Genomic DNA, 15,425 nt, shown 5'->3' on the forward strand with positions numbered 1-15,425 from the left:
AAAGTATGGACGTCTCTCGCCGCCCCCTCTTGCTCGCCGGCCTGCTCGGCACCCTGGCGCTGGCCGCCGGGCCCGCCCGCGGTGCCGCCAACGATCGTGCCGCCCAGGCGCTGGCCGGGCTGGAGCGGCGCCATGGCGGCCGGCTCGGCGTGGCGGTGGTCGACCTGGGCGGTGGGCCCGGCTTCGCCCACCGCGCCGGCGAACGCTTCGCGATGTGCTCCACCTTCAAGCTGATGCTCGCCGCCGCCACGCTCGCGCAGGTCGAGGCCGGGCGCTGGCGCCTGGACGAACGCCTGGCCTGGAGCGCGGCCGACAGGGTGCCGCACATGCCGGTGGCCGAGGGCCAGGACCCGCGGGTCGGCCTGCCGATCGGGCGCCTCGCCGAAGCGGCCCAGAAGCTCAGCGACAACCTGGCGGCCAACCTGCTGCTGCGGCACCTCGGCGGACCCGCTGCGTTCACCCGCTGGCTGCGCGAGCAGGGTGATGCGGTGACGCGGCTGGACCGCATCGAGCCCGCGATGAACGGCGTGGCCGCCGGCGACGAGCGCGATACCACCACGCCGGCTGCGATGGCCGCCAACCTGGTGCGGCTGCTGACCGGGCCGATGCTCGCCGAGCCCGGGCGCGAGCGCCTGCTGGGCTGGATGCGCGAGACCCGCACCGGGCAGCGCCGCCTGCGTGCCGGCCTGCCCGCCGGCTGGACCGCGGGCGACAAGACCGGCACGGGGCTCGACGCGCACCTGCCCGATCGCATCAACGACCTGGCGATCTTCTGGCCACCCGGTGGCCGCGCGCCGATCGCGATCGCGGCCTACTACGAAGGTCCGCGCCGCGGCAGCGCGCAGGTGCGAGCGCGCGACGAGGCCGTGCTGGCCGAGGTGGGGCGGCTGGCGGCGCGCTGAGGCGTCGCGGACGCCGTCAGGCGGTGCCCTTGGGCCGCTCGTCCTTGTCCCACAGACCCCACTGCGTGCCCACTTCGCCTTCCTGGCCGAGTTTCCACGGCTCGTCGAAGGACGAGAAGTAGAACAGCTTGATGCCCTCGCTGCGGCCCCACTGCTGCACGTCGACGAAGTAGCGCATCGCGTTGTCGGCCGAGGGCACCGCGCCGGCCACGGCCTGGCCCTTCCAGGGCCAGCCGGTCTCGGTGACGACCACCGGCTTGTCCTCGCCGCCCGCGGCCTTGACCAGCGCATGCATGCGGCGCAGGTACTGCGCGGCCACGTCGATGTGGGCGCCTTCCCAGAAGGGGTAGCAGTTGGGCAGCAGCACGTCGCACGCGGCGACGAGCGCGGGCCGCTCGAGGAACTGGAAGTACGCGTCGACGCAGCCCACCGGCACGCCTTCGGGCACGGCGGCCTTGACGCGGGCCAGATAGGCCAGCAGCTCCACCTCGGGCAGGTCGCCGCGCAGCAGCACCTCGTTGCCGACGACGGCGGTGTCCACGAGACCCTGCCGAGCCAGACCGATCAGGGCCTCGATCTCGCGCTCGTTGCGCGCGCGGTCGGTGCTGAGCCAGGCGCCCGCCATCGTCTTCAGGCCCATCTCGCGCGCCAGGCGCGGAATCTGGTCGTGGCCCTCGGTGCAGGCGAAGGACCGCACCCAGCGTGTGTGCGGTTGGATCAGCGCCAGGCGGCGCCGCACCTGGGCCTCGGACAGCGCATCGCCCGCGCTCTGACCCTGCGTGTAGGCGCTGAAGCACAGGCCGTACAGGCCGCGCTGCAGCTGCTCGGCATGCAGCGCACGCAGCTCCTCGCCGCTCTTGCCCGCCAGCGCCGAGGGCTCGGCGCCGGGCAGCAGCAGGCCATGTTCGGCGAGCCAGGGCCGCGCGCCCGAACCCTGCGACGACGACGCGCCCGCGCGCTGCTTGCGCCGTTCCAGCTCGGTGTGGACCTCCATCGCGCGCTTCTCGTCGAGGTCGTAGTTGCGCATGATCCACATCGCCAGCAGCGTGCCGAAGATGGGCACGCCGGAATAGAACAGGCGCAGCCCGTCCACCGCGCCGTCGGGTTGCACGGCGGCCCCGGGCGTGAAGGCGACGAAGGACATGATCGCGCCGCTGAGCAGCCCCGCGATGGCGAAGCCGAACTTCACCATCCACCAGTAGATGGCACCGAAGATGCCCTCGCGCCGCTTGCCGGTGGCCAGCTCGTCGAGGTCGCACACGTCGGCCGTCATCGACATCATCAGCGTGAACAGGCCGCCGATGCCGAACGAGAAGAACGGCAGCGCGAACATGAACATGTACGGCTTGCCGGGGATCATCAGGAACCACAGCAGCACGTAGCCGATGATCGAGATGCCCTGCGACACCATGAAGGCGTTCTTCTTGCCGATGCGACGCGACATCCAGGCCACGGTGGGGATGACCGCAAAGGTGGTGATCAGCGCGCCGACGCTGCCGAACAGCGTGGGCCAGATGCCCGAGGCCGCGGTGTCGCCATTGAACAGGTGGTAGACGACGATGAAGAACGAGAACGCCGCCACCGTGTTGAAGGCGTTGAAGATCAGGAAGGTGGCGAAGCACAGCTTGCGGAACGGCGCGGAGCCGAAGGCTTCGATGAAGCCGTTGAGGATCTCCCGCATGCCGCCGCCGAAGTTGGCCCAGGTCAGGGGGATCAGGTGCGTGTCGCCCAGGCTGGAGCGACTCGGGATGAACAGCGCCGGCACCATCGCCAGCAGCATGCACACCACGCCGACCCACACCGACAGCGTGCGCGTGGCCGTGTCGGCGTTCTCGAACCAGCTCGGGTCGTACATCACCACCCAGAACCACGGCGCGATGACCCAGGCCCACTGGCCGATCCACTGCGCCACGGCCATGATGCTGGTGCGTTCGTGGAAGTCGTCGCTCATCTCGTAGCCGATGGCCACGTAGGGGATGCTGAACAGCGTGAGCCCGGTGTAGAAGATGAACGACCAGAACAGGAAGTAGAGGAAGTTGTAGGTCACGCCGTCGGCGCGGTGCAGCTGCCACATCGCCACGAACGAGATGCCCATCACGACGGCGCCGATGAGCACGTAGTGCTTGCGACGCCCCCAGCGCGAGCGCGTGTTGTCGGAGATGAACCCCATGATCGGGTCGGTGACCGAGTCGAACACGCGCGGCAGGAAGAACAGGATGCCCCACATCCAGCCGGGGAAGCCCATGTCCTGCACCAGCACCACCATGAAGATGCCCAGCGCGGCCGGGAACATCTGGTTGGCCAGCATGCCCAGGCCGAAGGCCACCTTCTGACCGAAAGGAACCTTGTGGGCGGTGCTGGGGGTGGTGGCGGACATGGTGGTTGTTCCCGGGTGCGGGTTACAGGGCGCGGGCCGGCGAAGGCGCCGCGCCCAGCTCGATCTCGACCGCCTCGACGCCTTGCGGGTCGAAGCGGGCTTGCGGATGCTCGGTCCAGCCCTGCGCGCCGAGGGTGCGCACGCGCAGCGCCGCGCCGCGCCGCACGCGATAGGGCACGCGCGCCAGCGTGAAGGCGAGGGCGCCGTCGGGCGGCACCTCGTGCAGGTCCAGCAGCACCGGGTCGACGCGGATCATGCCGGCCTCGAAGCGCAGGCCCAGCTCGCCCCATCGGGTCAGGATCTCCTCCTTGACCTGCCCCGTCATGCCCGGCTGCTGCGCACCGCCGGCACCGGCGGTGTGGCTGTACGGGTCGGACGGGAAGGCGCCCCACTCGGCGGCCGTCTTGCGGTAGCCGAGCCCGTCGCGCACGCGACGGTAGTGCGCCACCAGCGCCGGCAGCTCCGGCGCGCCGGCGTCGGACGCCTCGAACACGCGCTCCTGCACGGCCAGCAGCAGCTTGGCCACCATGTGCCAGTAGATGCAGCCCAGGCCCTCGTAGGCGAACATCGTGCCCGAGCGGCCGGTGAACTCGTGGTGGCGCAGCAGGCGGTCGTAGGCGGCGGCCAGCGGCTGCACCGCGTCGCCGAGGTCGCTGCCGGCGGCCAGCAGGTCGCCGCGGTTGGACAGGCCGGGCGCAAAGCGCACCGTGCCGTCGGCCTGGCGCTGCAGCAGGTCGGTGCGGCCGGCGGTCAGCAGGGCCTGCACCACCGGCAGGGCCAGCGCCGCGTCGTCGAGGCGGTTGCGCTCCAGGAAGCCGGGCAGGCGACGGTCCGGGTAGAGCAGGAAGCTGCGGCGGCGCGCGTCGAACAGGTCGCTGGCGAACAGCGCGTCGAGCAGGCGCACCGCGTCGGCCAGCGGCAGCGTGCCGCAGGACAGCATCGCCACCTGGCCTTCGAGCATCGGGTACAGCCGGCCGACTTCGGCGCTGCCGGGCGCGGACAGGTCGAGCAGGTTGTAGCTGTGGAACAGGCCGTCGTCGCGGCGGTTGCGGGCCAGCGTGGCGTCCACCAGCGGCAGCAGATCGGCCGCGACGCGGCGCAGCAGGCCCTGCGGCGCGCGTGCAGGCACGCGGCCCGCGGCGCCGCGGCAGGCGTCGGTGCGCCAGGTGTCGAGCAGCGCGCCGGCGCGGTCGATGAACGCGCGCCGCGCCCCGGCGTCGTCGGCGGCCGCGGGCAGCGCGCGCGCCAGGTCGCCCAGCGCCTGCAGGGCGTGCAGCGTGGCGGCGGGCAGGTCGAACGCGTCGTCCGCACAGGGCAGTGCGGCCACGAAGTGCAGGAAGCGGCGCAGGTGCGCCAGCGTCACGATGGACAGCCCATGGCCCACCAGCGCGTTGTTGGCGTCGTTCCACTCCGGCCGCTGGGTGTTGAGCCACAGCCCGCCGCCGGGCACGAGGTTGCCGGCCTTGGCCAGCACGATGGTGGCCAGCTTCTCGGCCAGCGTGCCGAGCACGGGCCGGCCGTCGGCGTCGCACACCATGAGCCCGTCGGAGCCGACGCGCTGCGCGCGCTCGCGTGCACGGGCATCGGCCTGCGCGTCGAAGTCGATCGTCGCCTTCGGGTCCGCCACGCGCTGCGCATGGTCGCGGATGCGGTAGGGCACGTCCGCGAAGCTGAACAGGGCGCGGTCCCACAGGCGCGGCAGCAGCGCCGGGTCGCGCGCCTGCGCCGCCTCGAGCAGGCGCAGCAGGTACACCACCTGATGGTCGCCCCAGTAGCCGATGTGGCTCCAGGGGTTCTCGGGTTCCACCACCTCCCAGTCGATGCCGTCGCGGCCGATGCGGTACGGGTTGTGACCGTCGGGCGTCATCGCGCCGAGGAAGGCCTCGATCATCGAGCCGGCATAGGCGGGCTCGCTGGCCAGCAGCGCCTCCCAGTTCTGGAAGATGTCGCGCCAGTTGCCCTCGTAGCTGACGACCCGCCGTCCCTGCGCGTCGCGCACGCGGATCGAGAACCGGTTCCAGGGCCGGCTCGGGTCGCCGTGGCGGCGGCTGAAGGTCAGCGGCAGGTAGCCCAGCACGAGGCGCTCGCCGTGGGCCCCGGCGGCGGCGCGCGCCGCGTCGATCGCCTGCGCGCGCGGCACGCGCGCGGGCAAGGCGTCGAGCGTGGCGGCCAGTTGCCGCGCGGTGGGCCGGTGGCGCCGCTCGACGAAGGCGCGCAGGTCGTCGCGGTCGAGGGTGGTGCCGTCGACGAAGACCCCGCCGCGCATGATGTTGAAGAGCACGTTGGCGCGATGGTGCGCGGCGGCCATCGCGTCGCCCGACACCTGCAGGCCGTCGGCCCTGGCCAGCAGCTCGTCGACGCCGGCGGTGTTGGCGACCAGCGCGGCACGGATCTGCGCCGTGGTGCCGCCGCCGGCCTCGAGCGTCTGCACCAGGTCGGCCACCTGCACCTGGGACTTCGGCGCGTCGACCACCAGATGCCACTCCAGGCCGCGGGCGTCCACCTCGCTGTCGAAGTGCACGAGGAAGGCCCCCTTGCAGCCGCGCGCCAGCGTTTCCGCCGTCACCGGCTCGCCGCGGCAGAACGCGCCGACCTGCGCGTCCGACAGCAGCGTGCGGCCGCCCGGCGGCAGGCCGGCGTGCCAGGCCACCAGGGCCTCGAACGATTCCTTCGGCTCGGCGCGGTCCCAGATGCGGGCGTACAGCGCATACAGGCCGAGGCGTCCGCCGGCCGCGGCCTCGTTCCACTTGTAGGCATCGGCCAGGCAGCTCATCGTGGTGGCGTGGGTGACGCCCACGCCCGGCGGCATCAGGTCGAGCAGGCCGTCGAGCACCTCGACCCGCACGGCCGCCGTGGCGGCGCGCAGCCGGGCGGTGCGCACCAGGCCCAGGCCGGCGGCGGTGGACCACTCGTGCTCGAAGCACAGCGGTGCCGACGGATGCTCCTCGCGGAAGCGCAGCCGGGTGCCGGACAGGTCCTTCCACACCGAGCGCGCGCCGGGAGCCCGGTCGAGCTGCGGCGCGAAGGGCTGCCACAGCGTGGCGCGGTCGCCGTCACGGACCCGGATCCAGGTGCGCGGGCCGGTGTGCTCCCAGCGCCGGTGGATGCGGTCGACCGTCTCGTAGGGGAAGAAGGCGCCCTCGGCGTCGCGCCGGCCCGCGGCCAGCGAGCCTGCGGTGGAGACGAAGGCCCACACATCGCTGTCGCTGGCCAGCGCGACGAAGAACGGTGCTGCGCGGTCGTAGCCGTCGATGCGGTACCAGGTGACGCCGTCGTCGTCGACGAAGCGGCCCTGCATCGGGGGCGCTGCGGGGGTCATCCGGCCTTGGCGACGAAGGTGGCGATCGAGCGCGGCGGCAGCTCCACCGTGCTGCAGCGACCGTCGATGCACAGCGCCAAGCGCAGCGTGCGGTCCTGGCGATGGCTGGCGACGACGGCGACCGTGCCGTCCGGGTTGGCGAAGGCCGTCGTGTCCACCTCCTGGGCGGCCACGCTCAGCACCCGCTGCGCGCCCGGCTGGATGAAGCGCGAGAAGTGCCCCAGCACCCAGTAGGCGCTCTGGTGCATCAGCTCGCCGCGGGCGGTGTCGGCCAGCACCGGCGCGCTGCAGAAGTTGCCCACGTGGTTGGGCCCGCCGCGCTCGTCGAGCAGCAGGTTCCAGTCGATCCAGCCGACGGTCCAGCGGTTCAGGTCGTTGAGCACGTTGCGCGCGTAGCGCTCGCCCACCTCCCACGAGCCGATGTGCGGCCCGCCCTCCTGGCAGCCCTCGGTGAACAGCAGGTGCTTGTCGGGCCAGGCGTCGTGCACGCGCTGCAGCTGCTCGAAGGCCTCGTCGCCGTACCAGTGGAAGCCGGTGCCCCAGACGAAGCCGGCGGCGTCGGCGTCGGCATAGACAACGCTGGCGCGGTCGAAGATGAGGTCGCGGTTGTGGTCCCAGATCACGATCCTGACGTGGCCGAGGCCGGCGTCGCGAAGGGCCGGCCCGAGATGGTCGCGGACGAAGTCGCGCTCCTCCTCGGCCGTGTACAGGCAGGAGTCCCAGCGCTGGTGGGCCGCGGGCTCGTTCTGCACCGACACGCCCCACACCGGCACGCCCTCGGCCTCGTAGGCGCGGATGAAGCGCACGAAGCACTGCGCCCAGGCGGCCCGGCACTCCGGGCGCAGCCGGCCGCCGTCGTCCATGCGGCCGTTGGTCTTCATCCAGGCCGGCGGGCTCCACGGCGAGGCGAGCAGCTGCAGCGGCCGACCGGCCACGCGCTGCGCGGCGCGGATGAAGGGCAGCAGGGCCCGCCGGTCGCGGTCGATGCTGAAGTGCTCGAGCGCGAAGTCGTCGGCCTGATCGGCATGCGCGTAGTGGCCGAGCGAGAAGTCGCACGAGTTGATGTGCACGCGTCCCAGCGTATAGCCGTGGCCCAGCGTCGGGTCGAAGTAGTCGCGCAGCAGCTGGTCCCGCGCCGGTTCCGGCAGCCCCTGCCACACCGAGGCGGCGGCCTCGGTGAAGGCGCCGCCGAAGCCGAGGTGGGTCTGGAAGCGGCGGCCCGTGTCGACCACCAGGCGCGGCAGCGCGCCGCCACCGTCCACGGCCGGCAGGGGCAGGTCGGCGAGGCGCTGGCCGGTGTCGCGCGCGCTGAGAACGAAGCGGGTCAGCATCCTGGGTCTCGCGGGCTGCAGGCGTCGGCGCGGCGGGCACCCCGGAGGTGCCCGCGCAGGCTCAACGGGACCAGCGGATGGCGTCGAGGTAGATCGTGTCGGTGAAGCCGGCGTTGTTCGGCTTGCCGGTGTTCGCGTAGCGGTCGGCGATGACGAAGCGCAGCAGCACCAGCGACAGGTCGATGCGCGGGTTGACCGCGGTGAACGCCGACAGCGGGATCGTCACCGTGCACCAGGCACCGGTGTTGCAGTAGCCGTAGTCGCCCGGGCGGATTTGCAGGTACGCCTCCTGGGTCTCGCGGTCCTGCGTGTCGGTGGCGATGCCGATCTCGATCGTGCCGGGGTAGGTGGTGTTGACCTGGAAGCTGATCGAGCCGCTGGCGAAGGCCGACAGGTTCTCGGTGGCGCCGGTGCTCGACTGGCGCAGCAGGCCCCAGCCGTAGCTCGCGGGCTGCGGCGTGATGCGCAGGCTGTTGTTGGCGTCGCCCGGGCCGAAGATGCCCGGCACTTCCGGGTAGGCTGCGGTGGTGCCGTCGAAGGCGTCCCAGCGCAGGCCGGTGGGGCGCAGCTCGTTGGGCACCACGGCCGCGTCCGACAGCAGCGTGTAGCGGGTGGCCGTGACTGCCGGGTTCACCGTCGGCGGCTGGAAGTAGGTGGCGTCGGCGGCGGTGTAGATGCCGTTGCCGTCGGCGTCGTTGGCGGGAATCACCGGCTCCCAGGTCCAGGTCGCGGTGCCGAACGTGGTGCCCGGCGCGTTCAGGGCCTGGATCGCGTAGCGCGCCTGACGCGACACGTTGAACAGGCCCCACTTGTCGTCGCCCTGCTTCCAGGGCTCGTCGAAGGCCTCGAAATAGAACACCTGCTTCGGCCCGTTGCCGGCCCGGCCCTCGGCGGCCCAGGCTTCCAGGCGGTCGAGGTACATCTTCTGGTTGACCGGATGGGCACGGAAGCGCTGGCGCCCCACGTCCACCGCGTTCCAGCCCGTCTCGCCGACGATGATCGGGATGTACGACAGCCCCTTGGCGTCAAGGTGGTCGCGCGCCTCCTGGTACTGGCGGCGCGTCTCGACCATGGCGGCGTCCATCATTGCCACCGCGCGCTGGGCCTCGGGCACGTCGCGGAACTTCCACTCCCAGCGCGTCGGGTCGAACCAGGTGTCGAGGTTGGCGTAGGTGTGCAGCGCGGCGAAGTCGATCTCGTCGGTGATGATCGTCGGCGCGCTGGCCCAGAACGCGTAGTTGTCGTCCGTGGTGACGGGCTGGGTGATCTGGCTGCGCACGCTGCGGATGTAGTCGGCCATCAGGGCCGGCGCGATGCGGTTGAAGGCCCAGCTGACCATCGTCTCGTTGCCCACGCTGACCGCGAGCACGATGTCCCGGAACTCGTTGGCCAGCGCGATGCAGCGGGCGATCTCGGCGCGGCTGGCCGACTCGCTGCTGCCCAGCACGAACGCGCCGAGCTGCACCTTGATGTTCAGGTTGTCGTCGCGAATGACTTCCAGCGTCTGGCGCGCCACCTTGTCCGAGCTGTCGAACAGGCGGATGGCGCGGAAGCCCGCCGCCAGCAGCAGGTTCAGGTCCTGCCGGATGTTGGCCTTGGGGATGACCTCGGCGGCGAGCCCGGCCTCGTTGGCGGCCGTGCGGAAGGGGGAGTAGGCCACGGCCTTGCGCGACGTGAAGTCGGCGCTGAGCGGGCGGACGGTGACGCCGGTGTAGGGCACGCCGCCACCGCCGCCGCAGGACGCGACCAGCATGGCCAGGAAGAGGGACAGGACGATGCGCATCGCGGCGATGCCGAACCGTTGGTGTTGCATGGCAGGGCTCTCGTGCTGGTGCAGGTCAGAAGGTGAAGGTCGCGCCGGCGCCGAACCAGTTGCCGCGCTTCTCGATCCGGGAGTCGATGCCGGTGAAGGCCTGGTGGCCCGGCATGCTGATCGGGGCCAGCCCGCGGCGGCCGTAGTTGACCAGGCCGACCACCGCGTTCAGGCGCAGGCCCTGGCCGTAGTCGTAGCTCACGCCGAGGGTGTTGAAGGTGGCCGAGTTCGACTGGCCGCGCTCGGTGGGGTTGCTCGTGGTGGCCGTGCCGAGATGCACCATGCCGGCGTAGGCCGAGAGCTTGTCCGTCACCTTGTAGCGCGCGCCGATCACGGCGTCGTACGACTTGGCGGAGTAGCCCTTGTAGACGCCGCCGCCGAGGTCGGTGCTCCAGTCGACGTTGAACGGGTTGTTCCAGATGTCGAAGCCGGCCGGGTTGTCGACGCGGGACTGCAGGAACTTGGCGTAGGCGCCGCTCCAGCGGTTGGCGCGCAGGCCGCCCGACAGTTCCAGGCGGGCGCTGGTCTTGTAGCGCGCCATGACCATCGCGATGCTCTGGCCCGAGCCGCCCAGGTCGTTGTCGAAAGACGTGTCGTAGAACAGCCCGCTGAAGGGCGCATGGCCGAACGCCACCGGCGGGCCGTTGCGGGCCTCCTGCAGCATGACGTCGATGCCCAGGTCGCCGCGGCGGTACTGCGCCCACAGTTCCAGGAAGCGCGGCTTGTTGCGGCGCCAGCCGCTCTCGCCGAAGTCGTACGTGGCCTCGAGCACGAGGTCGCCCTCGGCCACGTCGAGCAGGCGCGAGGTGTAGCGCACGGCGCGCGTGAGCAGGCCGTAGCCGGCGCCGGACGAGGCCCAGGGGTCGCCGACACCGATGTCGCTGCCGAACGGGAAGTCGGCCATGCTCCAGGCGCGCGTCTGCATCGCGCCCACGCTGAGTCGGCCGTAGTCCTCGTGGCTGAGGGCGATGCTGCGGTCGTAGAGGAAGCCCTTGAAGTCCTCCTTGCCGTCACGCCAGCGCTGGCTCAGCAGGCCCGACAGCTTGAAGCCGCGCGGCAGGTCGAACTTGGCGCTCAGGTAGGGCTGGAACAGCGTGACGTGGGTGGTGCCCGCGCCGTAGCCCACGCCCTGCACCAGTTCGTCGGCCCAGATGAACTCGCGGCCGGCGAACTTGTCCACCTGGCAGGTCTTGAGCGGGCATTCGCTGCTGATGCGGGTGACGTCGGCCTTGGCGAAGCCGGTCAGGCTGAACGGACCGAAGTCGACCGCAGCGGCCGGGCCGGCCAGCGCCAGGCCGGCGGCCACGACGATCGATGCGCGTGCCAGAACGCCCCCGAGGAACGCCTTGGTGGGCCGCTCAGTGCGGTAAGGATGGTGATGCATGCCGAGTCACCCGTAGGCTGTGTGGAGGTAGCGGTTGATCTGAAAGCGCTTTCACAGCATAGCGATCGGGATCGTCGATCGTCAATCGCGGGCGAGTCCGTGTTTTCCCGCGCCCGCCGCATTTCCCCTGCGGCCCGGGGGATACCGGGTAAACCAGGGTTTTCGTGAAAGCGCTTTCAAACAGAATGCGCGGCATCGGATTCGTCCTTGCTCGCAGGTGCTCAAATGGCATGCATGAAGCTGTTGGCCCGGTTCGCCGCGTGGCTGTGCTGGGGCCTGCTGGTCGCGGTGCCGCCGCTGGCCGCGCAGCCGGTCAAGACCGGCGAGGGCAGCTACTTCACGGGCCCGAAGCCCGGCGACAAGGGCTTGCCCGCCGCGCCGCTGCGCACCGAGGCGATGCTCAAGCAGGCGGCGCCCACCAGCCAGTGGTACTCGACGCTGATCTTCAACCCGAAGCCGCTGCCGATCTTCGTGCAGCCGATGACGATCCGCACCACCGAGCAGGGCCTGGAGATGGTGCTGCCCGCCAAGGAGGTGACCACCACCGAGCGGCGCGACACCGAGATCGCCTATCCCCACAAGGACCCGCTGCTGCTGTCGCCGCTGGCCTTCGAGCCCGGCCCGGCCAAGCTGGCCGGCGTGGGCGACTGGTCGATCGACATCTCGATGGCGCGCGGCGCGGACGACATGCGCACGACCGTGGCGCACGGCAGCCCCTATGCCCACATCGAGCTGACCCGCGGTGACCTGCGGCTGCGCCTGCCCTCCGCGGGCGAGCGTTTCGACGGCGGCGGCGACGCCCGTGTGCTGGCGCTGCGCGTCAAGGGCAAGGCCTACGCGTTGTTCGCGCCCACCGGCGCGCGCTGGGAGGCCGTGTCGGCCACCGAGTGGATCGCGCGCCTGCCCGCAGGCAAGCACTATGTGGCCGCTGCCGTCATGCCCGACGACAAGGCCGAGACGCTGGCCCTGCTGCATCGTCATGCCTATGCCTTCGTCAAGGGCACGCGGGTGCAGTGGCGCTACGACGTGGCCGCGAGCCTGGTGGAAACCACCTTCACCGCGACCACGCGCGTGATGGAAGGCCCCGACAACGGCCCGCTGTACGGGCTGTACCCGCACCACTGGTTCCGCAACGCCTCGGTCGACGGCAGGCTCGGGCCGGGCTACGACACGGTGCGCGGCAAGATCCGGCTGCTGGCGGCGCCGCAGTTCAAGACCAGCGTGCCGTACGTGGGTTTCGTGCCGCACTGGCCCGGCGTGGGCGAGTCGCCGCGACGCGCCGAGCTGGCGGACCTGATGAAGACCGACCTGCGCAACGCACGCCGGCTGATGCTGCCCGAGGGGCAGAGCGCCTACTGGCAGGGCAAGGGCCTGCAGCGCATCATGAAGCTGCTCGATGTGCACGAGCAGCAGGGCGACGCCGACGGCCGCAACCAGCTCCTCGCGATGCTGAAGAAGCGCATGGAGGAATGGTTCTCCGGCAACGACGCCAAGCGCTACTTCTTCGTCGACCGCAGCCTCGGTGCCGTGGCCAGCTATCCGGACGACTTCTTCGCCATCGCCGAGGTCAACGACCACCACTTCTGGTACGGCTACTGGATCCGCACCGCCGCCGAGATCGCGCTGCGCGACCCGGCCTGGGCCGCGAAGGACCGCTGGGGCGCCATGGTCGACCTGCTGGTGGCCGACATCGCCACCGCCGAGCGCGGTCGCAGCGACTTCCCGTTCCTGCGCAACTTCGACCCCTACGAGGGCCATTCGTGGGCCAACGGCCTGGGTGGCGTCGGCGAGTACGGCGCCTACGGCAACAACCAGGAGTCGTCGTCGGAGGCGATCAATGCCTGGATCGGCCTGATCCTGTGGGGCGAGGTCCACGGCAACCGCGAGTTGCGCGACCTCGGCGCGTACCTGTACGCCACCGAGGCGCAGGCCATCGACCACTACTGGTTCGACGTGCACGGCCTGGTGCTGGCGCCCGAGTACAAGAACGTCGACGTGGCGCAGCTGTTCGGCGGCAAGTACATCCACAACACCTGGTGGACCGACGACCCGCGGCAGATCACCGGCATCAACCTGCTGCCGATCACCACCGCGTCGACCTACATGGCGCGCCACCCCGACTACATCCGCAAGAACATGGCGGCGCTGAAGGACGAGCAGGCCATCTGGGCCGCCCGCGGCAAGAAGGTCGACCCGCCGGACATCTGGCAGGACGTGTTCGCCAAGTACCTGTCCATGGCCGACCCCGCCGCGGCGCTGGCGCAGTGGAACCGCTGGGGCGCGGTCGAGCTGGGCGAGACCCGCTCGCACACCCTGCACTGGCTGCTCAGCCTGAACGAGTTCGGCCCGCCCGACCTGGGCGTCACCGCCGACACGCCGCTGTACGCCGTCTTCAAGCGCGCCGACGGGCGCCGGACCCACCTGGCCTTCAATGCCGGCAAGGCGCCGATCACCGTGCGCTTCAGCGACGGCAAGGTGCTGACGGTGGCCCCCGGCACCCTGGCGCGCAGCCCCTGAATCCCCCCTAGGGAAAGCATCGAGACCGCGCGTCTTGCCATCCCCGCATCGAATAGTTAACCTATTCTGAAAGCGCTTTCATCAATTGGCCCCCACGAGGCCGCTCGGAGACCCATCAACATGTCGCACGCGATCCACACCAAGTCCCTGGCGGCGCTGCTGCTGGCCGGCGCGGCGCTCGCCGGCTGCGGAGGCGGAGACGCCGAAGCTCCGCCGCCCCCGGTGGGCACGGCGCCTTCGAGCCCCGACACGACGCCACCCACGGTGACGATCGCCAACAACGTGTCCGCTCCCACGGCCACGGGCCCGGTCACGTTCACCTTCGTGTTCAGCGAAGACGTCGGCGTGAGCTTCGACGGTACCGACATCGTCGTCAGCGGCGGCAGCCCCGGCACCTTCACGCGCATCGACGGCCGCCAGGCCACGCTGGTGGTCACGCCCAACCCCGGGGTGGCCGGCACGATCACCGTGAACGTGGCCGCCAGCCGCTTCAACGACATCGCGGGCAATGCCAACACCGCGGCGGCGAGCGATTCCAAGGCCTACATCGCGTCGCAGACGATCACGTTCGCGGCGATCGCCAACCAGACCATCGGCACCGCGCCGCCGGCGCTGTCCGCCACGTCCACCTCGGGCTTGCCGGTGACGATCGCGTCGACGACATCGTCGGTGTGCACCGTCAGCGGCACCACGCTCACGCTCGTGGCCGGCGGCACCTGCAGCCTCACCGCCAGCCAGGCCGGCAATGGCACCTTCGCACCAGCCACGCCGGTGATCCGCTCGTTCACGGTGGCTGGCGGCGCCCCCGCCGACCTCGTCTTCTCCACCGGGCTGTCGGCGGCCAACCGCACGATCGAAGGTGGCGAGGTGGGCGGCTTCAGCGGCAGCAACCTGGACGGCTTCAACTGCAGCCCGCCGGCCTCGTGCGGCGGCGGCGGCGACTTCTCGCCGGCGGTGACGGCGGCCAACTCCTACTTCTTCTACTTCTACCAGACCCCCAGCCCGGCCACCGACCTGTACATGGGCATCTACGTGCTCGCCCCGGGCGTGGTCGGCGGCCTGAACCCCAGCGGTGACACCGCGGGCGTGCAGATCAACGGCCAGACCTCGATCCGGTTCCGGGTGGGCCAGAACGCCGAGTGGTTCGGCACGGCGAACAACCGGTTCGCGGTCAACCTGGAACTGGGCCGGCGCTACACGGTGGGCGGCAACACCTGCCGCATCCAGCTGCGCTCGATCGTGACGCCCACGGCCGCGGCGGCCACGGAGTACACGGTGCCATTCTCGGCGTTCAGCGTGGTGCAGGACTGCGGCCAGGGCCTGACGGTGGCCCAGGCGCTGGCGGCGTCGCCGATCTCGCAGGTGACCTTCCAGGCCGGCGCGGGCGGCGCGGCGCAGGCGGCCGGTGGCCAGTCCACCGGCGCGAACCTCACCGTGGCCGCCGGTGGCGTGTACCCGACCACCCTGGTCATCGTCGGCGGCATCAGCTTCGTCGGCGCCAGCGCGCCGCCGCCGCCGGCAAGCCTCGCCTTCTCCACCGGTCTGTCGGCGGCCAACCGCACGATCGAAGGTGGCGAGGTGGGCGGCTTCAGCGGCAGCAACCTGGACGGCTTCAACTGCAGCCCGCCGGCCTCGTGCGGCGGCGGCGGCGACTTCCCGCCGGCGGTGACGGCGGCCAACTCCTACTTCTTCTACTTCTACCAGACCCCCAGCCCGGCCACCGACCTGTACATGGGCATCTACGTGCTCGCCCCGGGCGTGGTCGGCGGCCTGAACCCCAGC

The 15,425-nt window shown here is 71.2% G+C and carries 8 protein-coding genes; 3 read left to right on the forward strand and 5 right to left on the reverse strand.

Annotation, left to right across the window (positions count from 1 at the left end):
• Positions 1-5: 5 nt before the first annotated feature.
• The gene (bla, locus tag AC2EAQ_RS11680) at positions 6-902 is read left to right on the forward strand and encodes a class A beta-lactamase (RefSeq protein WP_484643851.1); all 897 of its coding nucleotides are present in this window, start codon (positions 6-8) and stop codon (positions 900-902) included.
• A 16-nt stretch (positions 903-918) separates the two neighbouring features.
• On the opposite strand, the gene AC2EAQ_RS11685 is transcribed toward bla, so the two are convergent.
• The 5 genes from AC2EAQ_RS11685 to AC2EAQ_RS11705 all read right to left on the reverse strand — a co-directional run bounded on the left by AC2EAQ_RS11685 (position 919) and on the right by AC2EAQ_RS11705 (position 11,126).
• A complete protein-coding gene (locus tag AC2EAQ_RS11685) occupies positions 919-3,279 on the reverse strand; it encodes an MFS transporter (RefSeq protein ID WP_484643853.1) in 2,361 nt (786 codons plus the stop codon).
• A 22-nt stretch (positions 3,280-3,301) separates the two neighbouring features.
• Positions 3,302-6,598 (reverse strand): GH149 family glycoside hydrolase, encoded by a 3,297-nt coding sequence (locus tag AC2EAQ_RS11690; RefSeq protein WP_484643856.1) that lies wholly within the window; start codon positions 6,596-6,598, stop codon positions 3,302-3,304.
• Positions 6,595-7,929: a glycoside hydrolase family 30 protein gene (locus tag AC2EAQ_RS11695; protein WP_484643858.1), complete on the reverse strand. Its 1,335-nt coding sequence runs from the start codon at positions 7,927-7,929 to the stop codon at positions 6,595-6,597. The genes AC2EAQ_RS11690 and AC2EAQ_RS11695 overlap by 4 nt, the downstream gene beginning before the upstream one ends.
• A gap of 61 nt (positions 7,930-7,990) precedes the next feature.
• On the reverse strand, positions 7,991-9,742 hold the full coding sequence (locus AC2EAQ_RS11700; protein ID WP_484643860.1) for a glycoside hydrolase family 17 protein: 1,752 nt from the start codon (positions 9,740-9,742) through the stop codon (positions 7,991-7,993).
• 25 nt (positions 9,743-9,767) lie between these two features.
• Positions 9,768-11,126, reverse strand: a complete 1,359-nt coding sequence (locus AC2EAQ_RS11705) for a hypothetical protein (RefSeq protein ID WP_484643864.1) — start codon at positions 11,124-11,126, stop codon at positions 9,768-9,770.
• Between the two features lie 234 nt (positions 11,127-11,360).
• On the opposite strand from AC2EAQ_RS11705, the gene AC2EAQ_RS11710 reads away from it, so the two are divergent.
• Both AC2EAQ_RS11710 and AC2EAQ_RS11715 read left to right on the forward strand, forming a co-directional pair.
• On the forward strand, positions 11,361-13,643 hold the full coding sequence (locus AC2EAQ_RS11710) for a glycosyl hydrolase (RefSeq protein ID WP_484643867.1): 2,283 nt from the start codon (positions 11,361-11,363) through the stop codon (positions 13,641-13,643).
• A 120-nt stretch (positions 13,644-13,763) separates the two neighbouring features.
• A partial coding sequence (locus AC2EAQ_RS11715; RefSeq protein WP_484643870.1) for an Ig-like domain-containing protein occupies positions 13,764-15,425 on the forward strand: 1,662 nt, incomplete at its 3' end.

Source organism: Aquabacterium sp. T101 (genome assembly GCF_057219775.1).

Coding starts and splice junctions, on each gene's coding strand:
- bla (WP_484643851.1), top strand. CDS start 6: ATGGACGTCTCTCGCCGCCCCCTCTTGCTCGCCGGCCTGCTCGGCACC.
- AC2EAQ_RS11685 (WP_484643853.1), bottom strand. CDS start 3,279: ATGTCCGCCACCACCCCCAGCACCGCCCACAAGGTTCCTTTCGGTCAG.
- AC2EAQ_RS11690 (WP_484643856.1), bottom strand. CDS start 6,598: ATGACCCCCGCAGCGCCCCCGATGCAGGGCCGCTTCGTCGACGACGAC.
- AC2EAQ_RS11695 (WP_484643858.1), bottom strand. CDS start 7,929: ATGCTGACCCGCTTCGTTCTCAGCGCGCGCGACACCGGCCAGCGCCTC.
- AC2EAQ_RS11700 (WP_484643860.1), bottom strand. CDS start 9,742: ATGCAACACCAACGGTTCGGCATCGCCGCGATGCGCATCGTCCTGTCC.
- AC2EAQ_RS11705 (WP_484643864.1), bottom strand. CDS start 11,126: ATGCATCACCATCCTTACCGCACTGAGCGGCCCACCAAGGCGTTCCTC.
- AC2EAQ_RS11710 (WP_484643867.1), top strand. CDS start 11,361: ATGAAGCTGTTGGCCCGGTTCGCCGCGTGGCTGTGCTGGGGCCTGCTG.